Annotated in this window: 25 protein-coding genes and 3 pseudogenes; 14 read left to right on the top strand and 14 right to left on the bottom strand. The window is 67.8% G+C overall.

Annotation, left to right across the window (positions count from 1 at the left end; all coding sequences use genetic code 11):
- Positions 1 to 132 precede the first annotated feature (132 nt).
- Complete coding sequence (locus AVL48_RS11375) at positions 133 to 1,533, top strand: fatty acid desaturase (protein WP_061982516.1); 1,401 nt, start codon at positions 133 to 135, stop codon at positions 1,531 to 1,533.
- Positions 1,534 to 1,655: 122 nt separating this feature from the next.
- Positions 1,656 to 2,291, top strand: coding sequence for a TetR/AcrR family transcriptional regulator (locus AVL48_RS11370; RefSeq protein WP_061982517.1), 636 nt, complete (start codon positions 1,656 to 1,658; stop codon positions 2,289 to 2,291).
- Here the strand turns inward: AVL48_RS11370 and AVL48_RS11365 are convergent.
- Complete coding sequence (locus AVL48_RS11365) at positions 2,265 to 2,846, bottom strand: DEAD/DEAH box helicase family protein (RefSeq protein ID WP_061982518.1); 582 nt, start codon at positions 2,844 to 2,846, stop codon at positions 2,265 to 2,267. The genes AVL48_RS11370 and AVL48_RS11365 overlap by 27 nt on opposite strands.
- A gap of 96 nt (positions 2,847 to 2,942) precedes the next feature.
- Positions 2,943 to 4,973 carry an MMPL family transporter gene (locus tag AVL48_RS11360; protein ID WP_061982519.1) on the bottom strand — a complete coding sequence of 677 codons (2,031 nt, stop codon included), beginning with the start codon at positions 4,971 to 4,973 and terminating at the stop codon, positions 2,943 to 2,945.
- Between the two features lie 106 nt (positions 4,974 to 5,079).
- On the opposite strand from AVL48_RS11360, the gene AVL48_RS11355 reads away from it, so the two are divergent.
- Complete coding sequence (locus AVL48_RS11355) at positions 5,080 to 5,553, top strand: MarR family winged helix-turn-helix transcriptional regulator (protein WP_061982520.1); 474 nt, start codon at positions 5,080 to 5,082, stop codon at positions 5,551 to 5,553.
- Positions 5,554 to 5,603: 50 nt separating this feature from the next.
- Entirely contained in the window at positions 5,604 to 7,055 is a 1,452-nt protein-coding gene (locus AVL48_RS11350; protein WP_061982521.1) for an SDR family oxidoreductase, read from the top strand.
- Positions 7,056 to 7,077: 22 nt separating this feature from the next.
- Here the strand turns inward: AVL48_RS11350 and AVL48_RS11345 are convergent.
- From AVL48_RS11345 to AVL48_RS11330, 4 genes and pseudogenes are all read right to left on the bottom strand, one after another.
- A pseudogene (locus tag AVL48_RS11345) lies at positions 7,078 to 7,614 on the bottom strand (substrate-binding domain-containing protein); the annotation flags it as partial.
- A 185-nt stretch (positions 7,615 to 7,799) separates the two neighbouring features.
- Positions 7,800 to 9,533 carry a glycoside hydrolase family 6 protein gene (locus AVL48_RS11340; RefSeq protein WP_061982523.1) on the bottom strand — a complete coding sequence of 578 codons (1,734 nt, stop codon included), beginning with the start codon at positions 9,531 to 9,533 and terminating at the stop codon, positions 7,800 to 7,802.
- A gap of 191 nt (positions 9,534 to 9,724) precedes the next feature.
- Entirely contained in the window at positions 9,725 to 10,027 is a 303-nt protein-coding gene (locus AVL48_RS11335; protein ID WP_061982524.1) for a hypothetical protein, read from the bottom strand.
- Positions 10,028 to 10,030: 3 nt separating this feature from the next.
- Positions 10,031 to 10,327, bottom strand: a complete 297-nt coding sequence (locus AVL48_RS11330) for a hypothetical protein (protein WP_061982525.1) — start codon at positions 10,325 to 10,327, stop codon at positions 10,031 to 10,033.
- Between the two features lie 94 nt (positions 10,328 to 10,421).
- Here AVL48_RS11330 and AVL48_RS11325 point away from each other — a divergent pair, with 94 nt between their 5' ends.
- From AVL48_RS11325 to AVL48_RS11315, 3 genes are read left to right on the top strand one after another with little or no spacing between them, the layout of a single operon-like run.
- A complete protein-coding gene (locus tag AVL48_RS11325; RefSeq protein ID WP_061982526.1) occupies positions 10,422 to 11,099 on the top strand; it encodes a response regulator transcription factor in 678 nt (225 codons plus the stop codon).
- Complete coding sequence (locus AVL48_RS11320; RefSeq protein ID WP_061982527.1) at positions 11,092 to 12,474, top strand: ATP-binding protein; 1,383 nt, start codon at positions 11,092 to 11,094, stop codon at positions 12,472 to 12,474. The genes AVL48_RS11325 and AVL48_RS11320 overlap by 8 nt, the downstream gene beginning before the upstream one ends.
- A gap of 57 nt (positions 12,475 to 12,531) precedes the next feature.
- Positions 12,532 to 13,659 carry an acyltransferase family protein gene (locus AVL48_RS11315; RefSeq protein WP_061982528.1) on the top strand — a complete coding sequence of 376 codons (1,128 nt, stop codon included), beginning with the start codon at positions 12,532 to 12,534 and terminating at the stop codon, positions 13,657 to 13,659.
- A gap of 12 nt (positions 13,660 to 13,671) precedes the next feature.
- On the opposite strand, the gene AVL48_RS11310 is transcribed toward AVL48_RS11315, so the two are convergent.
- Complete coding sequence (locus AVL48_RS11310) at positions 13,672 to 15,120, bottom strand: DHA2 family efflux MFS transporter permease subunit (protein WP_061982529.1); 1,449 nt, start codon at positions 15,118 to 15,120, stop codon at positions 13,672 to 13,674.
- Between the two features lie 298 nt (positions 15,121 to 15,418).
- Here AVL48_RS11310 and AVL48_RS11305 point away from each other — a divergent pair, with 298 nt between their 5' ends.
- Together AVL48_RS11305 and AVL48_RS40815 are read left to right on the top strand one after the other, a co-directional pair.
- On the top strand, positions 15,419 to 16,192 hold the full coding sequence (locus AVL48_RS11305; RefSeq protein ID WP_061982668.1) for a maleylpyruvate isomerase N-terminal domain-containing protein: 774 nt from the start codon (positions 15,419 to 15,421) through the stop codon (positions 16,190 to 16,192).
- Between the two features lie 637 nt (positions 16,193 to 16,829).
- Positions 16,830 to 17,090 (top strand): annotated as a pseudogene (locus tag AVL48_RS40815) (transposase); the annotation flags it as partial.
- Positions 17,091 to 17,421: 331 nt separating this feature from the next.
- Here the strand turns inward: AVL48_RS40815 and AVL48_RS40025 are convergent.
- From AVL48_RS40025 to AVL48_RS11295, 5 genes and pseudogenes are all read right to left on the bottom strand, one after another.
- Complete coding sequence (locus AVL48_RS40025) at positions 17,422 to 17,646, bottom strand: HNH endonuclease (RefSeq protein WP_244162577.1); 225 nt, start codon at positions 17,644 to 17,646, stop codon at positions 17,422 to 17,424.
- Positions 17,647 to 17,733: 87 nt separating this feature from the next.
- Positions 17,734 to 18,653, bottom strand: a pseudogene (locus AVL48_RS11300) (DUF222 domain-containing protein); the annotation flags it as partial.
- A gap of 845 nt (positions 18,654 to 19,498) precedes the next feature.
- Positions 19,499 to 19,669, bottom strand: coding sequence for a hypothetical protein (locus AVL48_RS40020; protein ID WP_244162563.1), 171 nt, complete (start codon positions 19,667 to 19,669; stop codon positions 19,499 to 19,501).
- Complete coding sequence (locus AVL48_RS40015; protein WP_244162562.1) at positions 19,666 to 19,830, bottom strand: hypothetical protein; 165 nt, start codon at positions 19,828 to 19,830, stop codon at positions 19,666 to 19,668. Before AVL48_RS40015 ends, AVL48_RS40020 begins: the two co-directional genes overlap by 4 nt.
- 59 nt (positions 19,831 to 19,889) lie before the next feature.
- Positions 19,890 to 20,282 carry a winged helix-turn-helix transcriptional regulator gene (locus tag AVL48_RS11295; protein ID WP_061982530.1) on the bottom strand — a complete coding sequence of 131 codons (393 nt, stop codon included), beginning with the start codon at positions 20,280 to 20,282 and terminating at the stop codon, positions 19,890 to 19,892.
- A gap of 101 nt (positions 20,283 to 20,383) precedes the next feature.
- On the opposite strand from AVL48_RS11295, the gene AVL48_RS11290 reads away from it, so the two are divergent.
- Entirely contained in the window at positions 20,384 to 20,791 is a 408-nt protein-coding gene (locus AVL48_RS11290) for a RidA family protein (RefSeq protein WP_061982531.1), read from the top strand.
- Positions 20,792 to 20,794: 3 nt separating this feature from the next.
- On the opposite strand, the gene AVL48_RS11285 is transcribed toward AVL48_RS11290, so the two are convergent.
- Positions 20,795 to 21,274, bottom strand: a complete 480-nt coding sequence (locus AVL48_RS11285) for a cupin domain-containing protein (RefSeq protein ID WP_061982532.1) — start codon at positions 21,272 to 21,274, stop codon at positions 20,795 to 20,797.
- A 130-nt stretch (positions 21,275 to 21,404) separates the two neighbouring features.
- Positions 21,405 to 23,210, bottom strand: a complete 1,806-nt coding sequence (locus AVL48_RS11280; protein ID WP_061982533.1) for an AfsR/SARP family transcriptional regulator — start codon at positions 23,208 to 23,210, stop codon at positions 21,405 to 21,407.
- Between the two features lie 209 nt (positions 23,211 to 23,419).
- Between AVL48_RS11280 and AVL48_RS11275 the strand changes: the two genes are divergently transcribed.
- The 4 genes from AVL48_RS11275 to AVL48_RS11260 all read left to right on the top strand — a co-directional run bounded on the left by AVL48_RS11275 (position 23,420) and on the right by AVL48_RS11260 (position 26,510).
- Entirely contained in the window at positions 23,420 to 23,626 is a 207-nt protein-coding gene (locus AVL48_RS11275; RefSeq protein ID WP_061982534.1) for a hypothetical protein, read from the top strand.
- Positions 23,627 to 23,713: 87 nt separating this feature from the next.
- Positions 23,714 to 24,256, top strand: coding sequence for a TlpA family protein disulfide reductase (locus AVL48_RS11270; RefSeq protein ID WP_061982535.1), 543 nt, complete (start codon positions 23,714 to 23,716; stop codon positions 24,254 to 24,256).
- Entirely contained in the window at positions 24,253 to 26,085 is a 1,833-nt protein-coding gene (locus AVL48_RS11265; protein ID WP_061982536.1) for an ABC transporter ATP-binding protein, read from the top strand. Before AVL48_RS11270 ends, AVL48_RS11265 begins: the two co-directional genes overlap by 4 nt.
- Positions 26,082 to 26,510, top strand: a complete 429-nt coding sequence (locus AVL48_RS11260; protein WP_061982537.1) for a S26 family signal peptidase — start codon at positions 26,082 to 26,084, stop codon at positions 26,508 to 26,510. Before AVL48_RS11265 ends, AVL48_RS11260 begins: the two co-directional genes overlap by 4 nt.
- Position 26,511 lies beyond the last annotated feature (1 nt).

The following is a 26,511-nucleotide window of genomic DNA, read 5'->3' as shown; positions in this document are numbered from 1 at the left end:
TCCTTACAAACACAAGATATCGCCAAGTTCTCACGAAATGAAGCAACGGTGGATTTACAAAGGATGGCCACTTGTCAAACGTGGTGTACATCTCCTACAGTTTTGTAAACCCAGCCAATGGAGGAGGGTGCGATGAGCGAGATGACGGGCACGGTCCCGGCGGGCTCGACCGAACGGTGGACCGACCGCAAGCGATACCTGTGGCTGATCGGACTGGTGGTCCCCTCGCTCGCCTTCCTCGCCATCGGGCTGCACGCGGCCACCGGATGGGGCGGGTGGTTCTGGATCGGGCCGATCGTGATCCTGGTGGTCGTGCCGCTGATCGACCTGCTCGCCGGCCTCGACCGCGGCAATCCGCCCGACGACGTGATCGAGCGGCTGGAGCAGGACCGCTACTACCGGTGGATCACCTTCGCGTTCCTGCCGATCCAGTACGCGGGTTTCGTTGCCGCGTTCTGGCTCATCTCCCGCGGCGATCTGCCCGTTGTGGACAAGGTGGGCCTGGCGATCTCGATCGGTTGCATCGGTGGGATCGGCATCAACACCGCGCACGAACTCGGGCACAAGAAGGAAAGCCACGAACGCTGGCTGTCGAAGATCGCACTGGCGCAGAGTTTCTACGGCCACTTCTACATCGAGCACAACCGCGGCCACCATGTCCGGGTGGCGACCCCGGAGGATCCGGCGAGCAGCCGGGTGGGGGAGAGCTTCTACCGGTTCTGGCCGCGCACGGTGTTCGGCTCGCTGAAGTCCGCGTGGCGGCTGGAGCGCAAGCGGTACGCCCGGCGCGACCGGCATCCGTTCCGGATCGGCAACGACGTGCTCAACGCCTGGCTGATGTCGGCGGTGCTGTGGGCGGCGATGATCGCGTGGCTGGGCGTCGGCATCCTGCCGTACCTGGTGATCCAGGCGGTGATCGGGTTCTCGCTGTTGGAAGTCGTGAACTACATGGAGCACTACGGTATGCGGCGGCAGAAGGTCGGCCCGCCGAACCGGCGGCGCTACGAACGGGTGGATCCCAGCCACAGCTGGAATTCCAACAACATCGCCACCAACGTCCTGCTGTACCACCTGCAGCGGCACAGTGATCACCACGCCAACCCGACCCGCCGCTACCAGACGCTGCGTGATTTCGCGGAATCGCCGGTGCTGCCGACGGGATACGCCGGGATGATCGTGCTGGCCCTGTTCCCGCCACTCTGGCGCCGCGTGATGGATCCGAGGGTGCTCGCGCATTTCGACGGCGACATCTCCCGCGCCAATATCCAGCCGTCCAAACGCGCCAAGATTCTCGCTCGGCACGGAACCCGGGTCGCCGCGCCGTCCCGCGTCGCCACCGACACCTACGGCGACGCGTCCGAGGGCGGGATGTGCCCAGGCTGCAGCTACGTCTACGAGGAGAAACTCGGCGACCCGCGTGAGGGTTTCCCCGCCGGCACACCGTGGTCGGCGATCCCGGACTCGTGGTGCTGCCCGGATTGCGGCGTGCGGGAAAAGATCGATTTCGTGGCACCGGGAAGGGTCGGAGCATGATGAGGAGCGAGGCGGGCCCGCGCGAAATGCGACGACGTGGTGACCGGCGTCCGGCGGACGGGCGCCTTGGCCGGGGCGCCGGCGTTCGCCGCGGGTACGCGCCTTGAAAGGCACGGCCTAGAATGACGATCATGAGGGAGGCACCGTCAGTCTCCGTTACGGGTGGCCCGTACCGGCAGCCGATCGTCGCGGCGGCGATCGAACTGACCGTGCGCTCCGGCTGGTCGTCGGTGACGATGAGCAAACTCGCGGAGATCGTCGGCGTCAGCCGTCAGACCGTCTACAACGAGCTCGGTTCGAAGTCCCAGCTGGCCGAAGCGATGATCTCGCACGAGCTCGGCAGGTTCCTCTCAGTCGTCCAGGAGGCCTTCGAACGGCACCCCGACGACCTCGTCGAGGCGATCCACGACGCCGTCCGCGGTGTCCTCGAACTCGCCGACGACAACCTCCTGCTGCGCGCCATCGTCTCCGCGACACACGGCGCCGACACCGAGTTGCTGCCACTGCTGACAATCCGTGCGGGCAGCCTGCTGAGCGAAGCGACGGTCATGTTGCGCGGCCGAGTCCGAGCGTATGGCCCGCCGCTGGACGCCGCGCAGCTGGACGTGGCGATCGACGTCGTCGTCCGGACGGTGCTGAGCCACATCATGCAGCCGTCGGACACCCCGGCACGGACAGCCGACGCCCTCGCGTGGATGGCCTCGCGTGTGCTCGGGACTTCGACGACACGCTCACTGCGGCATCGTCCGCAGGATTAGGGCCGCGGTCTCGGCAGCGCTCAACCGGGTGTTGTCGATGCGCACATGGTCGTGCCGCTCGATCAGGTCCTGGGCGTGAACCCGGCGTGTCTCGCTGGTGTTCATGACGTAGTCGCGGTCGAGTTCGAGAAGGTTGGCGCGGGAGAACGCGAGGTCGCGCTTGCTGGGCTTGCGGTCGAGCCGCGATTCGGTGGTGTTGCGGTGGAGACGTTCGTCGAGATCCGCGGACAACTCGACGAACCGCGTCCGCCCGCCCCGCGCCCGGACCAGCTCGACGTAGGAGCCGATGAGCTCGGTGTCCTCCGGCAACTCCAGTCCCCAGACGTAGGTGAAGACGAGCCCGGGAAGGTCCGCGTCCGCCGCCTCCTCGATGACACGGCGGCGGAACTCGTTGACGAGCCTGCCGAACGGCGGCGAACCGAACGGGAAGATGCCGAGCACCGGCTCGACGGCCATGTGGTTGTGGAACAGCTTGAAGCCGGTGAGCTTGCACAGTTCGTCGCCGACGCTCATCTTGCCGACCGCGGGCGGGCCGAAGATCACGACGAGATCCACCCGGCCACCATATCGGCCACGACCGCGAGGCCGAAGGGCTCTAGGAGGGTGATGTCGCGAAGGTGACCGTCGAGCTGATCGACCTCTGACGGAGGCTCATCCCCGATCTGCTTTCGCCAGCCTCGACGGCCACCAGATCCTCCGGCCGACGTCGACCGTCAGGGCCGGTACCAGCAGCGACCGGACCAGAAGGGTGTCCAGCAGAACGCCGAACGCGACGATGAACGCCAGCTGGGCCAGGAAGAGGATCGGCAGGACGGCCAGGGCGGCGAAGGTCGCGGCGAGTACGACTCCCGCGGAGGTGATCACGCCGCCGGTGACTCGCAGGCCGCGCAGGGTTCCTTCCCTGGTCCCGATCCGGGCCGCCTCTTCGCGGACTCGGGTCATCAGGAAGATGTTGTAGTCGATCCCCAGCGCGACAAGGAAGACGAAGCCGAACAGGGGAACGACCGGATCGGCGCCGGGGAAGTCGAAGACATGGTTGAACACCAGTGCCGAGACGCCCATCGTGGCCGCGAACGACAGCACCACCGTGGCGATCAGCAACAGCGGCGCGAGCAGGGACCGCAGCAGCAGGGCGAGCACGAGGAAGATCACGACCAGGACGATCGGAATGATCACCATCCGGTCGTGCTCGGACGTCGTCCTGGTGTCGAGCAGGGTCGCCGTCGGGCCGCCTACCTTGGTGCCCTCGACCGGGTGCACGGCCGAGCGGATCCGCTCCACGGTGGCGACGGCCGCGTCGGAGTCCGGGGGATCGGCCAGCACCGCGTCGATCTTCGCGAGCCCAGCGGCTTCGCCGCTTTGACGGACGTCCGAAACGCCGGGCACGCGCGCCAGTTCGGTCACCGTCTTGGCTTGTCCGGCAGCGGTGATGATCACCGTGGGTGAGCCGGATCCGCCCGGGAAGTAGCGGGAGAGGACCTCCTGCCCCGCCACGGAATCGACCGGGGTGAGGAAGACGTCGGATTGCGCGGTGCCGGAAGCCTTGAGCTGCGGAAGGAACGCGCCACCCGCCAGGAGGACGACAGTGGTGACGATCCAGATCGTGCGGGGAGCGCGCGCGACCCAGCCGGCGACGCGTCCCCAAACCTTGCTGGTCTCTTCGCGGGGCGGAGCCACCGTCGGCCGGAAGGGCCAGAAGGCGCTGCGACCGCACAAGGCCAGGACGGCCGGCAGGAAGGTAACGGTCGTCAGCAGCGCGGCGGCGATGCCGATGGCGGCGACCGGACCCAGTCCCTTGTTGGAGTTCAAGTCGCTGAACAGCAGGCAGAGGACGCCGAGGATCACGGTCCCGGCGGAGGCCGCGATCGGTTCGATCGTCGAGCGCCACGCGGTGCGCAAGGCGGTGCGGGCGTCGTCGGTCGTCCGGAGTTCTTCGCGATAGCGCGAGATCATGAGGAGCGCGTAATCTGTGGCGGCGCCGAAGACGAGGATGAAGAGGATTCCCTGGCTCTGCCCGTTCAAGGCCAGGACGTCGTTGTCCGCGAGGAGGTACACCGCGAAACTCGCCGTCCCGAGGGCGAACACGGCCGACAACAGGACGAGCAGCGGGAGCAGCGGGCTCCGGTAGACGATGATCAGGATGAGCGCGACCACCGCGCCCGCGACCACCAGCAGCAGCCCGTCGATCCCGCCGAACGCCTCCTTGAGGTCGGCGACCTGCGCGGCTGGGCCGGTCACGAGCACCTTCAGGCCGTCGGGAGTGTCGCGAGCCAGTGCCTCGCGCAGCGCCTCGACCCTGTCACCGGGATCGCCCTTGGCATCGAGCAGGACGACGACCTGCGCCCCGGCGGTGCTCCGCGGGGCGGGGACGAGCCGCGCGTTCGAGGTCCGGTCCGCGAGGAAGCGCTTGTCGCCCTCGGTCAGTCCGGACGGCCGTTCGGCCACGACGATCGCCGGGATGACGGCGTCGCTCGTGAACCGCTTCTGAAGCTCACCGACCTCGGTCGCCTCGGCCGACGCGGGCAGGAAACTGCTGCTGTCGTTCTCGGTGACCTGGCTCAGTTTGCCCGCGTAGGGCCCGCCGAAGCCGCCGAAGATCAGCCAAGCCACCGCCACGAGGGCGGGGAGCAGCCAGCGCAGACGTGACCGCGTGCGAGTGGGGTGTTCGACTTCCGAGATCATGAGCGGATGGCTCCCGTGGCAATACTACTTCGACGAGTGAATAGTTCGACCATCGAAATAGTAGAGTGGTCACCTGGACGGTGCAGCGTGAGGGGAGGATTCGGGCGTGGCTGAAGACACCGAGGAGGTCACGGACGCCCTGCTCGTCCTCCTGCTGCGTCAGCTGACCGTCGAGTCCGACCGGTTCGCCGAAATGTTCGGGGAGGCCCACGGCCTGCATCGGACCGACCTCAACGCGCTCGCGGTGATCATGGACGCGGCCAAGCTGGGCACACCGATGAGTCCGAGCAGGCTGGCGGAGGCACTGCACCTCAGCGCGTCCGCGACGACCGCGGTACTCGACCGGCTCGAGCGGGCTGGGCACCTCTACCGGGACCGCAGCGCGACCGACCGGCGCAAGGTCGAGCTGCGCATGCACGACCAGGCTCGCCGGATCGGGGCAGAGTTCTTCCTCCCCCTGGGTGAGCGTTTCTCCGCGGCGTGGCGAGACCTGGGGGAGGACGAGCGCCGGACGGTGGCCCGGTTCCTGCGGAGCAGCATCGCCGCGACAGTGGAGGTCCGCGGGCGCCTGGCACCCTGAACGGGTCACTCGGGCTGCACCACCGGCCTCCGCCGGGAAGACTCGGTGAAATGCGATGTGTGGTGCTCGGTGCGACAGGTTATGTCGGCGGGCGGCTGGTGCCCCAGTTGCTCGACGCCGGCCATGAAGTCCGCGTGGTGGCGCGCTCTCCGGAGAAGGTCGCCGAAGAGCCGTGGCGTGACCGCGTCGAGGTCGAACGCGGCGACGTCACCGATCCGGCGTCGATCGAGCAGGCGCTCGCCGATGGCGAGGTCGTCTACTACCTTGTGCATTCCTTGTCACGCAAAGACTTCGTCGAGATCGACCGGGAGGCGGCGCGCACGGTCGCCGAGGCGGCGAAGACCGCGGGCGTGCGACGGCTGGTGTACCTCGGCGGCATCGTGCCGGACGACGACGAGCTGTCGCCGCATCTGGCGTCGCGGGCCGAGGTCGGCCGGGTCTTCCTGGAGTCCGGCGTACCCGCCATCGTCCTGCAGGCCGCGGTGATCATCGGTTCGGGTTCGGCGAGTTTCGAGATGCTGCGCTACCTGACCGAGCGGCTCCCGGCGATGGTCACCCCGCGCTGGGTGCACAGCCGCGGCCAGCCGATCGCCATCCGGGACGTGCTGCACTACCTCGTACACGCCGCGGAGCTGCCGTCCGACGTGCAAGGTGCCTTCGACATCGGCGGTCCCGATGTCCTGACCTATTTGGACATGATGCGCCGCTACGCCGTCGTCGCCGGGCTGCCGCGGCGAGCCGTCGTACCCGTGCCGGTCCTGACGCCGTGGCTTTCGGCGCAGTGGGTCAACCTGGTGACCCCGGTGCCGAAGTCGATCGCCGTCCCGCTGATCGAATCGCTGGTGCACGAGGTGGTCTGCCACGATCACGCGATCGCCGAGCACATCCCCGACCCGGAAGCGGGCCTGACCCACTACGAACACGCCGTCGAACTGGCGCTGACCCGGATCCGCAACGCCGACGTGCCGACCCGGTGGTCCGACGCGTCGACCGCTTCGGCGCCTTCGGATCCGCTCCCGAGTGACCCGGACTGGGCGGGCGGGACGGTCTACGAGGACGAACGCGAGCAGAGGACGGACGCCTCGCCGGAAGCGCTGTGGGATGTCATCGAGTCGATCGGCGGCGAACACGGCTGGTATTCGTTCCCGCTGGCGTGGTCCGTCCGAGGCTGGGCCGACCGGCTGGTCGGCGGCGTCGGGCTGCGGCGCGGCCGCCGGGATCCGCGCCGGCTGCACCTGGGTGAGGCACTGGACTGGTGGCGCGTCGAATACCTCGACCGGCCGCGCCTGTTGCGGCTGCGCGCGGAGATGAAGCTGCCGGGACGGGCGTGGCTCGAACTCGGCGTCGAGTCCGACGGGAACGGCGGGGCGATCTACCGGCAGCGGGCGGTGTTCGAACCGCACGGCTTCGCCGGGCACGCGTACTGGAAGGGGATCGCGCCGTTCCACGGTGTCATCTTCGGTGGCATGGTCCGCAACATCACCGGAGCGGCGGGAGCGTGAGCGCGCGACACTGGCCGGCCGTCTACTGTGGACCCGGTGCCGCCGTGCTGGACCGGACGACCGGTTCCGTCGGCACGCTGATCGCGCCCGCTGTACCCGCGTCGGTGATCTCGGCGAGCAGCGCGGCCACCGCCCGCTTTCCGACCTCGTCGAACGACTGCCGCACGGTGGTGAGCGGCGGCCAGAGATGCGCGGCCTCGTCCATGTCGTCGAAGCCGACCACGCTCACGTCGCGGGGGACCGACCGGCCCTTTTCGTGGAGCGCCCGCAGCAGGCCGAGCGCCATCTGGTCGTTGGCGGCGAAGACGGCGGTGACCTCGGGGTCACCCGCCAGCTGGACGCCGTATTCGTAGCCGGCCCGCGACGACCAGTCGCCGATGAGCGGCGGCGGCACCTCCCGGCCGTCCTCTTCGAGCGTCTGTTGCCATGACTTCCGGCGTCGTTCGGCGGCGTAGGACTCGGGTGGTCCGGCGACGTGCCAGACGGTCTCGTGCCCGAGGTCGAGCAGGTGCCGGGTCGCGGCGATGGCGCCGGAGGCCTGGTCGAAGTCGACGAACTGCGGGTCCGCGAGTTCGAATCGCGTTACCTCGCCGCCGTCCGCGGTTACCTGGACGACGTGTTCCGCGTGGTCGCGCCGCAAACCGCGTTCCGCCGGGCTGAGATCCGTGAAGGCCTCCTTCCCTACCTTGAGAGTAAGGAAGGAGGCCTTCACGGACTTCGCGCGAGGGCGCTTGTGACCGCGGGTCATAGTGCCGGATAAGCGTTCCTCATCAGCTCCTGGAACTGGGCGGAGAACCAGTGACCGGAGAGCGGAGCGTCGGGAAGCGCCCCGGACAGGTTGTACTGGTTCCGCGGGTTACCGGTGTAGGTCGGGTCGCACATCCGGTCGAAACCCTTGCCTTCGGTGTTCGGGATCTCCTTGCTGGCACCGTCGGACTCGCCCGGGGGCTTGATCCAGACGTAGGCGTCGATCCCGGGTTCCGGCGCGGCCTTTGGCCGTTCGCCGAGCCCCGCGCCGGACTGGTTGCACCAGTTGCCGAGATGGATCCGGCGATCCGTGCGGCTGCTGTTCACATAGGCGTCGACCGTGGTGGACGGGCCGGGACCGGTCGGCCGCGCGGTGCCGCCCCAGCCGTTGCGGGAGGTGTCGATGAGCATGCCGACGTCCGCCGAGAACCCGGCACGGACCGCTTCCTGCCGGAACGCCTGGGCGTAGGACAGTTCGTCGACGTAGCGGTTCCAGTCGACCCACTTCGACGTCCGCACCGAAGTCCCGCCGACACTGTCGTTCACGGTGAAGTACGGCTCCTTGAGCGCACCGTAGTTCGCGGTGTTGGCGATGAAACCGTGCACGTTGGCCGTCGTGCTCCCGGAGGTCCGTGCGGCCTCGGCCATGAGCGCGGCGGACGGGCCGAGGTTGTCGTCCCAGCCGAGCCAGCCGTGGTGTCCGGCGTCGATGTAGTTGTAGACGTTGGGGATCGGGCCGAGTTTCGCCAGCGCGTAGCCGACGCCCTTGACGTAATTCCCGTTGGCCTTCATGACGTCACACTGGGGCGTGACGGTCGGGCGGGGTGTCACGTTGGTGACCAGGTTCGGCAGCGAGTCGATCTCGACCACGTTCACGATCCGCAACGTCGAGTACTTCGAGTCGGCGAGGATCGCCGCGATCGGGTCGATGTACTCGGTTTGATAGCGCGCGAGTTCGTCCGCCTTGAGTTCGCCGTTCGAGGCGAGGGCGGAGCAGTCGCGGCCCGGCAGGTTGTAGATCACCAGCTGGACGACCAACGGTTTCCCGGCGCCTTGCCGGAGTGCTTCGTCGAGGTGGGCTCGCAGCCCGCGGCTGGTACTCGTGCCGGTGATGGCCGCGATCCGATCGAGCCACACACCGGTGGGCTGGTTCGCGATCCGGCTTCCGCCCGGTTCCGCGGCCGCCTTCGCTGACCAATCCGGGTTCACGTACACCCCGGCGCCGGCGTAGGGGTTGTCCACCTTGGGGCCGCCGGGGCCCGGTGTGGTGGTCGTGGTGGTGGGTGTCGTCGTGGTGGTGGTCGGGGTGGTGGAACCGGTGCAGGTGGTGCCGTTCAAGGTGAAGACCGCGGGTTTCGCGTTGGTGCCGGAGTAGCTGCCGTTGAAGCCGGGGGAGACGGTGGCGCCGGTGCCGAGTGAACCGTTCCACCCCGCGTCGCGGACCGTCACGTGCCCGCCTTGCTGACCGAATGTCCCGTTCCAACCCTGCTGGACCCGCTGGTTCCCGGGGAAGTCCCACTCCAGCGTCCAGCCACCGCTGATCGGGTCGCCGAGGTTGGTCACCGTCACGGTGGCCCCGAAGCCGGTGTCCCATTGATTGGTGATCGTGTAGTCGACCTTGCATCCCGGCGCGGCTTCGGCGCTCGAGCCCAAGACCGCCGGTACCCCGACCATCGCGAGTACCGCGGTGACGGCCAGGGGTGCCGAAACACCCTTTCTGCGGAATCTCATACGTCGCCTCCTTGCGACCGGAATCCCATGTCTGGGAGCGCTCCCATAGGGACCGTAAGGGGGTGAGGGGGTGATGACAAGCTCGATCGGTCCGCAATGTGGGATCGCTCCCAGAAGGCGACGAAAGGACTAAGCCACCCGGTGGAGGACTGGTCCTGATGGGGGCGGTCTCTTCCCCCGGACAGCGGCGATCAGGCCCTGAGCGCCTTCATGGTCTCTTCGGCGTTCTTTTTGACCTTGTCCCGCATTTCCTGTTCCACGGTGGGCCAGTCGCCGCGCTCTCGCGCGGTGCCGGTGGCGTTGACCGTGAGCAGCAGCGGGCCGTGCCGGACGATGTACTTGTAGAGCCAAAGTTCGCCGGGCGTCCACGGCTTCGAGTCGTCGTGCTGCCGGTAGAGATAAGCGGCGGTGCCGAGACCTTCCACGTCGACGACCTTGAGATCGTTACCCGGTGTCACCCGCTCGCCGTCCTTCTGCCGGAAATCGTCGTACATGGCCTAGGCGGCGGCTTCTCCCGAAGGGTGAATGGCGATGAACGTCGTCAGCAGGACATAACCACCGGCACCGTCGAACTCCATCGCGCAATTCCCGCCGACAAGGCTTTCGACGAGTTTGCTCGGTTTCTTGGCCGGCGCGGCACGGGTGAGCGCGGCGAATTCCGCCGGATTGACGGCCCCGCACGCGTCGCCGGTGAGCCGGTAGGTCGGCGGCGGCTCTGGCTCGGAGGAACATCCGGCGACGAGGACGGCGGCGAGCACCACGAGGAGCGCTCCACGGCCGCGATTGGCGGACATGCCGGGATGGTGGCAACGGGTTCACCCGCGCATGAGGGCAATTGTGCCCGGCGCGGTGACCAACAGTCCCCGGGCCGTATGGGATCGTGACCGGATGAGGATCTTGCTCGTGGAGGACGAGCGGCGGCTTGCCGAATCGCTGCGCGCCGGGCTGAGCGCCGAGGGCTATGCCGTGGACGTCGCGCACAACGGCCGCGACGCGCTTTGGTACGCCGCCGAGCATCCGTACGCCGCGATGATCCTCGACATCATGCTGCCAGGACTGAACGGCTACCGCGTCTGCCGCAGGCTGCGCGAACGGGGTGACACCACGCCGATCCTCATGCTGACCGCCAAGGACGGGGAGGACGACGAGATCGAGGCGCTGGACACCGGCGCCGACGACTTCCTGCCGAAGCCGTTCTCCTACGGCGTCCTCCTCTCCCGGTTGCGGGCGCTGATCCGGCGCGGGGGAGCGACGCGGCCGGGCACATTGCGGCTCGGCGATCTGGAACTCGACCAGGCGAGCCACGTCTGCCGTCGTGGCACCACGGTGATCCCGTTGACCAGCAAGGAGTTCGCCCTGCTGACGTACCTGATGAAACGGCAGGGCGAGGTGGTGACCAAGGCCGAACTGCTCGAAAACCTCTGGGACTTCGCGGCGTCGGCGTCGGCGAATCTGGTGGAGGTCCACATGAGCGCGTTGCGGCGCAAGATCGACCTGCCGTTCGGGGCGGAGACGATCCGCACGGTCCGCGGCGCCGGATACCACGTGGTGACCTCCGGTGCGTAAAGGCTTGCGGTCGACTCGCTTCCGGGTCGCGCTGACCTCGTTCCTGGCGTCGATCATCGCGCTCGGAATCGTTTCGGCCTGGCTCGTGCTCGATGCCCAGCACCGCTTGGAGGACGGTGCGGCGCAGCTGGCCAGGGCGCGGGCCGCCGCGATCGTCCAATTGCTGAACAACGGCGCGACTCCCGCCGACCTGCGGATGCTCGTGCGGGACTCGATCTATGAGGTGACCAGCCAAACCGGGGAGCGCCTCGCCTCGTGTCCCGACCTGCGCTCCGGCGCGATCGAGCCGGAATGGGGAGATGACGTCCAGATCCTCGAACCGGGGGACCTCGACCTCAGCTTGCAGCGATCCGTAGGCTGCGCGCCCGTGCTCGGGACGGACCCGGGCCAGCACGGCCTCCGGTTGCACGTCTCGCGGACCGTGAGCGGAGACAGCAAGTACCGGGTCTTCGGCGCCGCCATGGTGGACGAATCCGGTCAGGCGGCGCTCGATGTGGTGCGCACGACCTTGCTCGTGGGCGTCCCGGTGATCGCCCTGCTGATCGGGGTGATGGCCTGGCTCGCGGTCCGCCGCTCGCTGCGACCGGTCGAGGCGATCCGGTCGGAAGTCGCGGAAATCGGCGCGCACGATCTTTCCCGCCGCGTTCCGGCCCCGGACAGCGGCGACGAGATCGCGAAGCTCGCGGAAACGATGAACACGATGCTTTCCCGCTTGGACGCCGCCGTCACCCGGCAGAGCCGGTTCACCTCGGACGCCTCGCACGAACTCCGGACGCCGCTGGCTTCGCTGCGGACGCAACTGGAGGTCCTGCTCGCGCACCCGGACCGGCTGGACTGGCATGAAGCCTGCCGGAACGCGCTTCTCGACGTCACCCGGCTGCAGGATCTCGTCGCCGACCTCGTGCTGCTCGGCAAACTGGACAACTCCGGCCCGGAGCGGTTCAGCCCGGTGCGACTGTCCGAAGTGGTCGAATCCGGTCTGTCCGGACGGCAGGGGGTGTGGGTGAGGGTCGAGGGGGATCCGGTGGTACTGGGCAACCGCGGTCGGCTGGAACGCTTGCTCCGCAACCTGGTCGACAACGCGCAGCGGCACACCCGCACCGGCGTCGAGGTCGCCGTGTCCACAGTGGACGACTTCTGCGTGCTGACGGTCACCGACGACGGTCCCGGCATTCCCGCCGGCGATCGGGAGCGGGTGTTCGACCGGTTCGTGCGGCTGGACGACGGTCGTGCGCGCGACGAGGGTGGCGCCGGGCTCGGGCTGGCGATCGTCGCCGACATCGCCCACGCCCATGGCGGTACCGCCGAGGTCGACGGGCACGACGGCGGTGCGCGCCTCGTCGTCCGATTGCCCTCGGCGGAAACACGAAGCTGAAGACGTCTTCAGCTTCCTTAAGCTTCGGTTCAGCGTCCGGGCCCGAACCTACGGGCCATGTCCGATCTCTCGCGCCGTTCCTGGTGGCGGCCGCTCAGTCACGCCGGTTACCTGGACTCGTCCTGGTTCCCCGGCCTCACCGGCGTGCGCGCGCTCGCCGCCGTGGCCGTCGTGTTCTTCCACTACGGCGGTCCTGTCGTGAATCCCTTGCAGGGCTGGATCGCCGTCCAGTTGTTCTTCGTGCTCTCCGGATTCCTGATCACCACGTTGTCTCTGCGCGAGGAGGACCGCACCGGCCGGATCTCGCTGCGCGAGTTCTACCTTCGCCGCGTCTTCCGGATCTTTCCGGTGTACTTCCTGCTCTTGGCGCTGACGACGATCGCGGTGCTCGTCGGCGACTCCTACCAGAGCAGCAGGCTCGCCGACGCCATGCCGTACTACCTCGTCTTCGGCAACGAGCTCGTCGACTTCAACACCCCCTACCCGACGTCGTGGTCGCTGGGCGTGGAGGAGAAGTTCTACCTGGTCTGGCCCGCGCTGCTGGTGCTGACCTCGTTCGCGCGAAGCGGGAAGACAGCGCTTCGGCTCCTGTTCGGCGCGTCGGCCGTCCTCGGCGTGGTGCTGGTCGCGCTGCCGCTGGCGCCGTCGCACACCTGGGCGAGCCTCTCGGTGCACTACTGTTCGCTGGTCATCGGATGCCTGCTGGCGATGGCGCTCCACCATCCCCGCGGATTCGCCCTGTTCCGGCCGCTGACCAGTCCCGCCGTCGCCACCGTGATCGCCTGCGGGTTCGTCGTGCTGCAGTTCTCCGTCGGGCCGCTGGCGAAGGCACTCGGCGGGCACTGGCAGTTCGTCGTCCCGGTCTACGCGGCGGGCTCGGCGCTGCTGCTCGTGGTCGTCGTTTCCCCGGGTCCGGTCCGGAAGCTGCTCTCGAGCAGGCCGATGACCTTCGTCGGCGATCGCTCGTACGCGCTCTACCTCGCTCAGACCGGGGCCGCGGGGGTGTCCGGCTGGCTGCTGCCCAGCGGGATCGCCAAGGCCGTGGTGACCACGGGGGTGGCGCTGCTGTTCGCTTGCGCGCTGCGCCGATGGGTCGAGCAGCCCGCCATCGCCTACGGCCGGAAGGTGATCGGACGACGCGCGCCCGCCGAGCCTCCGGTGGAGGCCACGGCGGGCGCGAGGTGAACGTGTCCGGTGTCAGTGGTGCGCGGCCACCGCGCCGGCGTTGCCGCTCTTCTTGACGAACAGCGAACCGACGAACGCGGCCAGACCGACACAACCGGCGACCATGAAGGTGGTGCGGATACCTGTCGCGTCGGGGCTGGCCGCCCCGGCGGTCACCGTGCTCGCCGTGGCCACCGCGATGAACAAGGCGGTGCCGAGCGCGCCGGCGAGCTGCTGAAGGGTGGCGAGGATCGCGCTGCCGTGTGAATAGAGGTGTTCGGGCAGCGATCCGAGGGACTCGGTCATCAGCGGCGTCATCATGAGGCCGAGCCCGCACATCAGGAGGACGTGGATGGCGATGACCGCGATCAGCGGCGATTCCGCGCCGAGCAGGGCGAACAACCACAGCGAGACCGCCATCGCGGCCGCACCGGGGATGACCAGCGGACGGGGGCCGAAGCGGTCGTACAGCGCACCGACCGGGCGGCCGAGCAGTCCGAGCGCCAGACCGCCGGGAAGCACCGCGAGCCCGCTGACGAACGTGCTGGTATGCAAGACGGTCTGCAGGTACAGCGGCAGCAGGATCGCCGCGGCGCCGAGCAGGCACATGAACAGCAGCGCCGTCAGCACCAGCGAGACGATGAAGCTGCGGTGGGTGAACGGGCGCAGGTCCAGCAGTGCGCGGTCTTCCTTCTGCAGGCGCAGCTGCCGCCAGGTGAACACCGCGAGGGCCACCACGCCGAGGGCGATCGGCGCCCACGGCGGCACCGGCTGATGCCCGCCCGCCGACTCACCGGACACCGACAGGCCGTACAGCACACCACCGAAACCGATGGCGGACAGGATCACCGACGGGACGTCCAGCGGAACCTTGCGGGTCTCGCTGTCCAGCCGCAGCCGCAGCATGCCGACCACCAGCGCGGCGAGCGAGAGCGGCAGCACGATCCAGAACATCCAGCGCCAGCCCAGCGACGACAGAACCGCGCCGCCGATGGTCGGGCCGATGGCGGGGGCGACCGCGATGACGATGGTGATCGTGCCCATCGTCGCGCCGCGCTTCTCCACCGGGACCAGGCGCATCACCGTCGTCATCAGCAGCGGGAGCATGACCGCCGTACCGCACGCCTGGATGATCCGGCCGACCAGCAGGAGGGAGAATCCGGGCGCGACCGCGCTCACGAGGGTGCCGAGGCTGAACAGGGTCAGGGACGCGAGGAAGACCTGGCGCGGAGTGAACCGTTCGAGCAGAAACCCGGTGGTCGGGATGACGACCGCCATGGTGAGCAGGAAGCCACTGGTCAACCACTGCACGGTGGTGGTCGGGACCTGGAGGTCGACGGTCAGGTCACGCAGGGCGACGCTCAGGATGGTCTCGTTGAGGATCATCACGAACGCGGAAAGGACCAGCACTCCGATCAGAAGCCCGGCGCTCGCCGGTGCTCTTTCCTGGTCGTGAGTCGTTTCGGGCATGGTTTCGGTCATCTGTTCGGAGCTCCTGGAAGGCCACTGTCCGCGTCGGGCCGCCTTCGGCGCCGGCAACGGTGACAGCGAAGGCGAGGCTGATCGGGTTCAGTCTGCCTGTGCCGGTCGGTGCGTGTCACGTCGATTTCCGTAGTGAGTACGGTCACTTCACTGTGGACCGGGCGTCCGGTCCGCACGGGAGAGGAACGATTTTCCCGACGTACCAACCTAAAATCGTGTGGTGAGTAGTGAGATCACGGTGGCTCGATGGCGATCGGTGCGGCGCGCCTATCGGGTGACGGGCGCCCGTTTCGCCGAACTGGTGACCGGCGTTCCGGATCCGGGCGCGATGGTCACCGCGGAGTGGACCGTGGCCGACACCGTCGCCCACGTCGCGATGATCGCGAAGATGTACACGTCGCTGGTGCGGCCGGACGCCACTCCGCTGCTGGACGCCCGCGGGCAGGGGCAGGTCGAGAAGACCACTGTGGACACGGTTTCCGTGCTGAACACCTTGGTATTGGGGAAGTTTTCCGAACGCGACATCGGCGTGCTGGTGGCGGGGTTGCTCGCTGACATCGAGGAAGTACTGCGAGTGACGGAGGACGTCGATCCGGCGACCCCGCTGGGCTGGCTCGGGGACTCGAAGGTGCCACTCGCCGGTATCCTCGCGCATCTGGTCAACGAACTGCAGATCCACGGCTGGGACATCGCCAAGGCGTTGAAGCTGCCTTGGACCATCGCACCGGGTGACGCGGCGTTGTTCTTCGACCTATTCCTGGTGGGCGTCCTGACCCACGACATCGGGCATCTCCTCGACACCGACGAACCGCCGAGGGAAAGACGTATCGCCGTCGCCTTCCGTTCGGCGTACACGGCACCGGTCGTCTTGGTGCTGCATCGGGGGCGCGTCACGGTCGAGCAGCCCGGTGGCCCGGTCGACGCGCGGATCTCGTTCGATCCGCCGGCACTGAACCTGATGTTGTTCCACCGGGTCGGCAAGGTGCGGTCCGCGCTGAGCCGCATGATCGTCGTCAGCGGTCCCCGGCCGTGGCTGTTGCCCGCGTTCCTGCGGGTGGTCCGGCTGCCGTAGGGGGTGGTCGCACTGACCGGCCGGAAGCGACGCGGCCACCCCATTCACCGCGGCGTCGGGATGGGCCGGACGCGGTGGTGCGGCCGCATGGGCCGTCCGACCGAATCCCAAGGCGGCCAAAGCCATTACGCTCAAACAGGAAAGCACTCTGCTGTACCGTCGCATGCGCACTCCTCGAGTCGAAAAGTCGGTGCGCAGACGGTAAGATCAGGGGCATGGTCTCGTCGTAGTGCAGGGCGAACTGTGCGACGGTGATGGTGGGTTCAGGCTGCGGACGTGTTCGAGGAACGTCCGGGGCAGTGAGACGTGGTGGGTTTCCAGGTAGTGCGGGAAGTCCCGGCGCCACAACCAGGTGCCGTCGGTCATCAGTGACGAGCATCCCGGAGAGTGTCGATGGGTCCTGTCCGGGTGTCGAGTTCGTCGTAGAAGCCCAGCAATCCCAACACTGTGTCGCCTTCGACGAGCCTTGGCAGGTTCGGCGATCGTTGATCATCTGTGAGTGACGCTGTGGCCGCAGGTCACAGCGTAGATGCTGCCCGACGGCAGGAGCGTTGGCGAGTCTGATGGAAGAACTGCTGGGGCGATCGCCGGATGGGTCGGCGAGGCCACTCCCGATGCCATGAGCACCCGCTGAGCCGCCCAGGCGGTGCTCGTTGTTGACGAGACCGGTGACGTGAAAATGGGCAGCCACACCGTCGGCGTCCAGCGCCAGTACACCGGCACCGCGGGCAGAATCGAAAACGCCGGACTTGGCTCGGACACCGCGTCTGCCACCAAACCCGAACTGGCCGCCCGCATGATCACGCGGTTCCTGGACTCCTGCCACCAGACACCTTGGGTGACGGGGGATGGGGTCTACGGCGGCAACCCCACGTTGTGCGCCGCCCTGGAGCACCGCGCTACTTGCCTACTCCCGCTGCTACTCATCCGAGCCGGTACCCCTGACAGTCCTGGTGCGGGTCGGGGGATTCAGACAGAGGGTCGAGGAGACGTTCCAGCCCGGAAAGGGTTTGGTCGGACTGGAACGTCTCCGCCCCGGCCCCGACGACTTGATTTCGTTGACCTGCAACGATAGCCAGACACTCTTCATCGCCCTGGGGCCGGTACACGAGGCTGACCACTGGTTCCGCCAGTCTCACTGGCAGCGGTGTCATCAAGCCTGTTCCCGGGTCAGCCACCACAGCTGTCAAGCCGCGAACAGAGCATGATCGTTACCTACAGCTGGAGTCTTAGGTCCTGAGGTGCATGGTGTTGCGCCTCGGCTGGCCCGACGGGTCGAGGTAGGCGGGAGGAGTGAACTCCGGGAGGCCTTCTTGGGCGATGGCGACTTTCCATTCGCTGTGGTGGATGAGGCGGTGGTGTTTGGTGCAGAGCAGGACGAGGTTGTCGATTTTGGTTTCGCCGTGGTGTCGCCAGAAGACGATGTGATGTGCGGTGCAGCGGGGTACGGGCATGTCGCAGCCGGGGAACGCGCACCCGCCGTCGCGGATGGTGAGCGCATATTTCTGGGCGAGAGACACGGTGCGTTTGGAGCGGCCGATGTCGAGTGGTTCGCCTGTGGTGCCGAGGACGCCGGGTCGGACGCGGGCGTCGCAGGCGAGGATGCGGGCGTCGGTGGCGTTGATCGGCCCGACGAGATCCAGGTGTGCTTCACCGAGATCGTTGATCAGGTCCTCGTAGGACATGGTGATGAGGATGTGGGTGGCTTCGCCTGCTTGGCCGGGGAGGTTTCGGCTGGTGGTCTTGAGTCGTCGTAGTCGGTGAAGGCATCGCCGTAGCGTTCGTCTTGGGTGCGGGAGTCGCGGACTCCGTCGATGGCTTTGTGGGGTTTCGCCATCGGGTCGAGGTCGGACTTCAACCGCGCGTAGGTCTCCAGGTCGAGGGTGGCTTTGAGCCCAAGGGTGCCGTCGCGGTGTTTGACGAACCGCAACTCCGGCCGCACGTCTTTGGGGTCCTCGTTGCGGGGTTCTTTCCCGTCGGGATCGAGTTTGTCGAGGAGGCGGCGTCCGGCGCGGGCGATCTGCCGGGGTCCGGCGTGCCGGGCGAGGTCGACGAGGATCTTCTCTCCGGCCCGCATGTCTTCTTCCGGGACGGTGGAGGGGATGCGGGTGAGGGTGCGGATGATCGCGTCGATCTGCCCGCCCCCGATCGCGCCTTCGGAGGCGGCCTCGGCGGTCAAGGGCGCCAGAGGTGGCACGATCTCGCCGCCCACCACCACCGCGGGATGCAGCGCCAGGACGCGGTCGGCTCGAAGACCGGCTTCCTTGTCCGTGACACGGAAGTCCTCGAAAATCAGGGCTGCCAGTGTCGAATGGCCGGAACACCCACGCACACCCCGGTTATTGATTTCCGCCAGGATCGCATTCTGCTCCGCGTCCAATTGGCGCTTCAAGACTTCGATTTCCTGCTTGCGGGCATGCAGTGTCGCGGTATCGCCGCGCCACCACTCGGAGCGCGCCACCTGGGGACTGTTTTCGCTGGCCACGACCCCAATGATACCGAAGATCGAACACGCGTGCTATATCGATTTGCGTAGCGACCGTGCTGGCCTCACTTCACTCGATAGAGGTAAAACTGCGTCAAAGAAACTGCGCAGAGCAACAAGCTTACAGACGCGTAGAGCGTGTAGTCGCCTTCGTGGTTAGGGAAAGTGTAAACCGCGTGAGAATTCCTCCACGGTTAGCCCGCTACTAGGTCGCATGAGAGAGACATTCTCTAAGTGGGCCTAACAGAATAAGTGGTCTTTGAGGTGGCGTCGGGAGGCGATGGGCAGTCGAGGGCGAGGAAGGCTTTGCGAAGGTCGTTGTCGCGGACTTCCCAGTGGATGCGTAGGGGGCGGAATCTGTGCGGCAGGAGAACGCTCCCTTCGACGACCCAGTGATGAACGCCGTGGCCTTCGCCGCAGCGGGCGATGACCGTGCGATTCCTACAGCGCGGACAAGGCGGCGGTATTTGTCAAATTCGTAGGCCATCGGGCGCTCCGCCCGCAGCATTAACGGCTCACCCACTCCCACAGGCCGTCATCGCCCTCCTCGGCCCCAACGGCTACCCCGCAGAAGAACAACAGGACAATCCACCCCCAAGATCGTCCTCTTAGGACATCTAAGACTCCCCATCCCAAGCGAATCCGAAGCGACCAGGACCGAAATTCAGGGCGACCCCGTGCACGGAATCGCTACCCGCAAGGACATCGATCCACTCCGCCGGTTGTCCGTCCTGTTCGGAATAGCGACGGCATCGCGCCGGAAGCAACCCGGGGGAGAACCGGATCTCGAGTACGTATTCCCGGACCGGAAGGCGGAATTTTCATTCGTAGTTCGTCGCGTGCGGGAACGGCGCGCTGTTGGACAGGGTGTGCTCGGTGATGATCGTTTCGCCTTTCGCGAGCGGCCGTTCGAAGAGTAGTTCCATCACGAGAAGACCGTCTTCGGGGCGGTGGACGCTCCGGCCGGGACGGCAGCCTCGCAGCGACGTCACCCGTGGCCGGTGATCGAAACGCCGCGAGCACGCAGGTGGTCGCGCAGGCGTTCCAGGCTGAGGCCACGCGCCCGGATGGCCTCGCGCAGCGCGTCGGCGAACGGGCCGTCGCGCAGCAACCGTTCGAACTCGGGCCGGGGTTCCGCTCGGCCGGTCAGCACGCGACGAGCATAGGTCGGCGCTGCGGGGAAGTGAACCGGTCGAGGCCCTGGCCAGGGCGTTAACCGTTAACAGGCGCGTCGAACCGTCGGCGCGAGTCTTCGATGTGGCCGAGGAACCGGTGGGTCCAGTCGCACATGCCGTCGACCGTCGCGCGCAGGCCGTGGCCCGCCTCGGTGAGGGTGTAGTCGACCCGGGGTGGCACGGTCGGATGCACGGTCCGCTCGACCAGGCCGTTGCGTTCCAGCATGCGCAGGTTCTGGGTGAGCATCTTGTGGCTGATGCCTTCGATGTCGTTCCGCAGCTCGGTGAACCGCCGCGTGCGGTCGCCGATCATCTCGATGATCAGCAGTGCCCACTTGTTGGCGACGTCGGAGAAGATTTCGCGTGCCAATGAGTCCGCCCGCGTCAGATCCGCGTCGGCCGCCGTACCGCTGAGCTGCTTGGTCACCATGAGGTTCCCCAGTCACGAAAAAGTGCGTTCTTCCAGGATGTTGCCCACTCTCCTACGGTTTCCGAGTAACCACAAGTGACTATGGCGAGGAGTACGACAGCATGGCCATCACCCTGGTGAACCCCACGGGACTGCCGGAGATCCCCGCCTACCGGCAGGTTTCGATCGCGACCGGGTCGAAGCTGGTCTTCGTCGCGGGGCAGGTCGCCTGGGACGCCGACGGCGCCCTTGTCGGCGAAGGCGACCTCACCGCGCAGGTCGAACAGTGCTACCTGAACATCAGCACCGCGCTCACGGCGGCAGGCGCCACCTTCGACGACGTCGCGAAACTGACCGTCTACGTCGTCGACTGGACTCCGGACAAGCTCGCGCTGTTCCTCGAAGGCGTCGATCGGGCGGCCGCCAAGTTGGGCGGCACCCCGGTCCCGCCGGGGACCCTGATCGGGGTCGCCGCACTCGACGTGCCCGAGCACCTGGTCGAGGTCGAAGCGACCGCCGTCATCGACTGACGCTCACTGACCGCGGGCCGCGCGCCAGATCGGGCTGTCGACGTAGTGATTGTCGTACTGCTTCGAAGACGCGGCGATCTTCGCGGGATCGGCCTCCCCGCGGGCGACCCGGTCGAGGAGCCGGTAGTAATCGAAGCGGGCCATGCCCGGGGTGAAGGTCACCAGGACGTCGGCGTCCGAGTCGGCGGCGGGCCCGAACGCGTGCGGCACCCGCGGCGGCACGGCGAGGAAGTCGCCCTTCTCCAGGGTGTGCAGGGTCTCCTCGACGAGGACCTGAAGCTTTCCTTCGAGCACGAAGAAGAACTCGGTCGCGCGGGTGTGGAAGTGGGCCGGGGTGCCGAAGACACCTTGCTTCAGGGTCGCGCGGTTCGCGGTGAAGCCGCCGTCGGTGGTGTCGGAGTCGGCCAGCAGCGTGATGTCGCTGCCCGGCGCGTCGCTGACGAGCTCGGCGTCGGCGGCCCGGAGGAGGATGGGGTCGAACATGGGGTGATCTCCTTGGTTTTCCGTGGTCAGCGGCTCGCTGACAGGAGAATCCTCTCCCGGTGCCAGGGCTTGATCAACGCGGAGATCCGCACCGATCGATAACCTGAGGATTATCGATCGGTGCGGACGCTCACCAGGCCAGCGCGCTCCGTTGCGCCGGGACGACGGCCCCCAGTTCGGTCGAGAACAACCGCATCAGCGGCGGCAGCCGGTAGGTGTCTTCGTCGCCCCATTCGGCGAGGCCGAGGTCGACCAGGCGATCCAACGCCGCCTCGGCCTTCAACGGACAGATGTCGAGGACGGCGGCGGCCCGCGCGGTCCGGCACACCTCGAAACCCGGCCTGCCGAGTAGCCGGAACGCGGACGCGGCCAGCGGATCCTGGCCGGCCTCGATCGGCTGGAACGCCGACGAATACAACGCGCGCACCGATTCCCCGCCGAACCCCAGTTCGTCCAGCCTGCTCTCCTCCGGGGCGAGTCGACGCGCCAGCCAGGACAACGGACGCGTCGGCCGATTGGCCAGGATGGTGCCCGCGATCCGCAGCGCGGCCGGGATACCGTGGCAATACCGGACGATTTCGGCAGCCGCGCCCGGCTCTTCGTCCACTCTGGACCGGCCGGCCACCCGGCCGAGCACTTCGCGGCCGTCCTTTTCGGACAATCTGCCGAGCGCGAGATGTTCCGCGCCGTCCAGCATCAACGGCGACCGGCTGGTGATCAGTACCGCGCACGATCCCGTGGCGGGGATGAGCGCGCGGAGCGCGGCGGACTCGGTCGCGCCGTCGAGCACCAGCAGCACCGCCCGGTGGGACAGGTGCGAGCGCAGCACGGCGGCGGCCTCGTCCGGCCTCCACGGGATGTCCGACGCGGGTACCCCGAGATGCCGCAGCAGCCGAAGAGACACGCGGGAAGCCGGACCGTCGACACCCAGGTCGACGTACAACTGTCCACCGGGGAATCGCGGCCCGGCCCGGTGCGCCACCTCCAGCACCAGCGCGCTCTTGCCGATACCGCACGGACCGTGGACCACAGCGGCCTTCGGACCCGTCCCCTCCGGCCCGGCGAGCAGTGAGGCGAGGCGTGCTGCCTCACCCGCCCGGCCCCCGAACGCCCGGCACCGCACCGGGAGCTCCCGCGGCGCGGAGGTCTCCGGGTCGGGCACGGTGGTGACCGGCGCGGGGGAGGCCGCGGTCAGGCGCGGATCCCGGTCCAGCATCGACCGATGCAGTGCGGCCAGATCGGGTGAGGGTTCCAGCCCGAGCCGGTCCGCGAGCACCCGGCGACAGTCGGTGTAGACGGCGAGTGCCCCGGCGGGATCACCGGATCGGTACAGCGCGGTCATCAGATGTGCCCAAGGCCGTTCCCGCAACGGATGTTCGGCCACGAACTCGCGCAACGGGGCGACCACCTCCCGATGCTCACCGAGCCGCAAGCGGGCGTCGAGGTGATCCTCGGTGACCGAAAGCCGGAGTTCTTCCACCGGCGCTATCGAACCGGCGAGGGCTTCGTTGTCGGCGAGATCTTCCAACACCGCGCCGCGGCAAGCGGAAAGCGCCTCACCGAGATGGCGGACGGCGGCGGCGTAGTCACCCCGCGCGAAGGCCGCCCGGCCGGTTCCCGCTCGTTCTGTGAAGACGTGAAGATCCAATTCCCCTTGGCGCAGCTGGATTTCGTAACCTGAGGCGCGGCCGGCGATACGTTGTGCCGGCAGTGCGCCACGGAGCCGGTTCGCGTAGGTGCGCAGGTTGGCGACCGCCGAAAGCGGCGGTTCGTCTCCCCACAACGTCTGGATCAGCCTGCGGATCGGGACTGTTCGGCCAGGGTGCAGCAGCAACACGGCCAGAAGATTGCGCTGTTTGGCCGAACCCAGCGCGATCGTCCCGCCATCGGTGTGTACCTCGAGCCTCCCCAGAACCCTGAACTCGATCGTCGACACTCACACCTCTCCCCGAGAGTTGGCGACAGAAACGTGAGACCCCTTAAGGCAGTTCTATCACCATCGACTTTGCCGGACGTTCACTTCGCGTTGGTGCACAGGAGATACACGCGCGCGTGTATCCGCGCTATCCGCCTTTGTGTACGGGCCTTTCCTACGTTGGGCGCTGCCGACGCCGCCCGGCTCGGCGGAAGTGAGGAGCGCGGACCATGCGCAAGACATTCGAAACCCTCGGCGACAAGCTGCTGAGCGTGTTCGTCGCCAAGGCCGACGTGGGTGCGGGCTGCCCGCCGGACCCGTACTACAAGCACTGCTACTGCCGTGAGCGCAGCGATTACCGGCGCCGGTGTTCGCAGAACGGTGCGTGCATCGAATTCTGCGGACCCTGCCAGCCCTTCCGGATCTGCGGAGGCTGATCGACACCGCGGGTGGTGGGCGGGCGCGCGAGCACCGGCCACCACCCGCGGCACCCTGCCCGTCCACTTCCTCCACTGGAGAACACCATGCCCATCCTCACCGCCGCCGTCGTGCTCGTCGGACTCCTGTGCGTGCTGGACCTGCTGCTCAGCTTCGGCATCATCCGGAGGTTGCGCGAGCAGAACGAGACCCTGAAGACCGTGCGACAGCAGGCCGCCGCCGAGCCGGACATCGCACTTCCCGCGGGTGCCACCATCGGCGCGTTCTCCGCCACCACGGTCGGCGGGACCGAGCTGTCCGTCGCGGACATCGACGGTTCCCGCGCCCTCGTCGGCTTCTTCTCGCCGGGATGTGAACCATGCAAGGAGCGGATGCCCCAGTTCATCGAATACGCCACCCGGTTCGAGGGAAAGGTGGTCGCGATCGCCGCCGGAAGCGAAGAGGAGACGGCGGACATGGTCGTCCGGCTCGGCGAGGTCGCCGAGGTGGTCATCGAAGCCGAGGGCGGCGACGTGCATCGGGCCTTCGGCGCCGGCGGCTATCCCGCGCTGTGCCTGATCGACCGCGATCGGACCGTGCTGGCCAGCGGGTGGGAGATGTCGGCCCTGCCGGTGCCGGCCACGCTGTGAACACCTCCCTCGGAGCCCGCCGGGTACTGAGCCTGCTGTGGGCGGCGGTCCGCCTCACCCGGCAGGCCGCCCCGGTGGGCACGCCGCTCTACCTGGTGCTGTCGCTGCTCGGTGGCGTCGTCCCGCTCGCGACCGCGTGGTGCACCAAAGTCCTCCTCGACGGCCTGGCCGCACACGGAGTCTGGCCGGCTCTGTTGCCGTGGGCGGTCGCCCTCGCGATGGCCGGGCTGATGGCGGGGCTGCTCCCGGTGACGACGGAGTATCTGAAACAGCGGCTCGACCGTTCGGTCGCCGTGGTGACGATGGACCGGCTTTACCGGGCGATGGCCAGGCTCACCGGGATCGCGAGGATGGAGGACCCGCGCTTCCGGGACAAGCTCAGGCTCGCGCAGCAGACGGGCCGCAGCGGGCCCGGTCAGCTCGTCGACGACGGCATCGGTGCGGTGCAGGCGACGGTCACGCTGGCCGGATTTCTCGGCACGCTGCTCGTGATCGACGCGGGAATGGCCTTGATCGTGCTGGTGGCGGCGATCCCAGCGCTGCTGGCCAATCTGCGGCTGAGCCGGGCCCGGGCGCGCGTCCTGTGGTCGATCGCGCCGACCGAACGGCGCGAGGTGTTCTACGCCGAGTTGCTGGCGAGCCTCGACGCGGCCAAGGAACTCCGCTTGCTGGGACTCGGTGATCTGTTCCGGCGACGGATGCTCGTCGAGCTGACCGCCGGGCACGCCGTCGTCGAAGGACAGGACCGCCGGGACGCGCGGATGCACGGCCTGCTGGCCGGGCTGACCGCGGCGGTCGCGGCGGGTGGCCTGCTCTGGGCGGTGTGGCTGGCCGCGCACGGGAAGCTTTCGCTCGGTGACATCGCCATCTTCGTGGCGTCGGTCGGCGGAGTACAGGGCGCGTTGCAGAGCCTCGTCTCCCGGTTGGCTTCGGCGCATCACTCGACGTTGTTGTTCGACCACTATGAGGAGATCGAGTCGCAGGGTCCGGATCTCCCCGTTCCGGCCGAACCCCGGCGGTTGCCGGGCTTGCGTTCGGGCATCGAGTTGCGCGACGTCTGGTTCCGCTACGCCGAGGACCAGCCGTGGGTGCTGCGCGGGGTGAACCTGACCATTTCGCACGGCCGGTCACTGGCGCTGGTCGGGCTGAACGGCGCCGGGAAATCGACGATCAGCAAACTGCTGTGCCGGTTCTACGATCCGGAGCGCGGAGCGATCCTCTGGGACGGCGTGGATCTGCGAGATGTTCCGGTCGAGGAGCTGCGCGGGCGAATCGGCGCGGTCTTCCAGGACTACATGTGTTACGACCTCAGCGCGGCCGAGAACATCGGCCTCGGCGACGTGTCCGGTATGGAGGATCGCGAGCGGGTGACCGCCGCGGCGCGACGGGCGGGCGCGCACGACATCGTGGCCGGGCTTCCGCGCGGCTATGACACGCTGCTTTCCAGGATGTTCTTCGACGAAGCGGATCGCGAGGATCCGGAGACCGGCGTGCTGCTCTCCGGCGGGCAGTGGCAGCGCCTCGCGCTGGCGCGCGCGTTCCTGCGCGACCGACGGGAACTGATGATCCTGGACGAACCGAGCTCGGGGCTGGACGCGGAGGCCGAGTACGAGGTGCACAGCAGCCTGCGACGGCATCGGGACGGCGCGACCAGCGTGCTGATCTCGCACCGCCTCGGCGCGGTCCGGGACGCGGCCGCGATCGCGGTGCTCGCCGAAGGCCGGGTCGTGGAACTCGGCTCGCATGACGAGCTGATCGCAACGGGCGGGGAGTACGCGCGGTTGTTCCGCCTGCAGGCTTCGGGCTATGAAGAGGTGGTGTCCCGGTGACGTACGTGGTGCTCGCGGCGGTCGTGACGGTCGTCGCTGTCGGGGCGTGGCTGGTGGCGCTGCGCCGACGGCTGATCGTGGTGACGGTGCGCGGGGTGAGCATGGAGCCCACCTATCACTCCGGTGACCGGTTGCTGGTGCGGAGGTCACCGCTGGAGCGGGTGCGGACCGGGCAGGTCGTCGTCGTGCAGGGCGGCCCCGGCACGCCGGGCGACCCGACCGCCGGACGGCTGGTGAAACGCGCGGTCGCGGTCCCTGGTGATCCTGTGCCATCGCAGATTCCGGTACCCGGCACGGTCGTTCCGGCCGGGAACCTGCTGGTACTTGGAGACAACCCCGCACGCAGCAACGATTCCCGGCGGCTCGGCTACCTTCCGGCGGACGCGCTGATCGGGATCGTGCTCCGCCCGATCGGTCAGAGGTGAG

Source organism: Amycolatopsis regifaucium (genome assembly GCF_001613935.1).
GTDB lineage: Bacteria > Actinomycetota > Actinomycetes > Mycobacteriales > Pseudonocardiaceae > Amycolatopsis > Amycolatopsis regifaucium.
This window is presented reverse-complemented; position numbering and strand designations above follow the sequence as displayed.

Coding starts and splice junctions, on each gene's coding strand:
- AVL48_RS11335 (WP_061982524.1), bottom strand. CDS start 10,027: ATGTACGACGATTTCCGGCAGAAGGACGGCGAGCGGGTGACACCGGGT.
- AVL48_RS11285 (WP_061982532.1), bottom strand. CDS start 21,274: ATGTTCGACCCCATCCTCCTCCGGGCCGCCGACGCCGAGCTCGTCAGC.
- AVL48_RS11350 (WP_061982521.1), top strand. CDS start 5,604: ATGCGATGTGTGGTGCTCGGTGCGACAGGTTATGTCGGCGGGCGGCTG.
- AVL48_RS11290 (WP_061982531.1), top strand. CDS start 20,384: ATGGCCATCACCCTGGTGAACCCCACGGGACTGCCGGAGATCCCCGCC.
- AVL48_RS11375 (WP_061982516.1), top strand. CDS start 133: ATGAGCGAGATGACGGGCACGGTCCCGGCGGGCTCGACCGAACGGTGG.
- AVL48_RS40025 (WP_244162577.1), bottom strand. CDS start 17,646: ATGCCCGTACCCCGCTGCACCGCACATCACATCGTCTTCTGGCGACAC.
- AVL48_RS11315 (WP_061982528.1), top strand. CDS start 12,532: ATGTCCGATCTCTCGCGCCGTTCCTGGTGGCGGCCGCTCAGTCACGCC.
- AVL48_RS11330 (WP_061982525.1), bottom strand. CDS start 10,327: ATGTCCGCCAATCGCGGCCGTGGAGCGCTCCTCGTGGTGCTCGCCGCC.
- AVL48_RS11340 (WP_061982523.1), bottom strand. CDS start 9,533: ATGAGATTCCGCAGAAAGGGTGTTTCGGCACCCCTGGCCGTCACCGCG.
- AVL48_RS11275 (WP_061982534.1), top strand. CDS start 23,420: ATGCGCAAGACATTCGAAACCCTCGGCGACAAGCTGCTGAGCGTGTTC.
- AVL48_RS11270 (WP_061982535.1), top strand. CDS start 23,714: ATGCCCATCCTCACCGCCGCCGTCGTGCTCGTCGGACTCCTGTGCGTG.
- AVL48_RS11370 (WP_061982517.1), top strand. CDS start 1,656: ATGACGATCATGAGGGAGGCACCGTCAGTCTCCGTTACGGGTGGCCCG.
- AVL48_RS11310 (WP_061982529.1), bottom strand. CDS start 15,120: ATGACCGAAACCATGCCCGAAACGACTCACGACCAGGAAAGAGCACCG.
- AVL48_RS11360 (WP_061982519.1), bottom strand. CDS start 4,973: ATGATCTCGGAAGTCGAACACCCCACTCGCACGCGGTCACGTCTGCGC.
- AVL48_RS11295 (WP_061982530.1), bottom strand. CDS start 20,282: ATGGTGACCAAGCAGCTCAGCGGTACGGCGGCCGACGCGGATCTGACG.
- AVL48_RS11325 (WP_061982526.1), top strand. CDS start 10,422: ATGAGGATCTTGCTCGTGGAGGACGAGCGGCGGCTTGCCGAATCGCTG.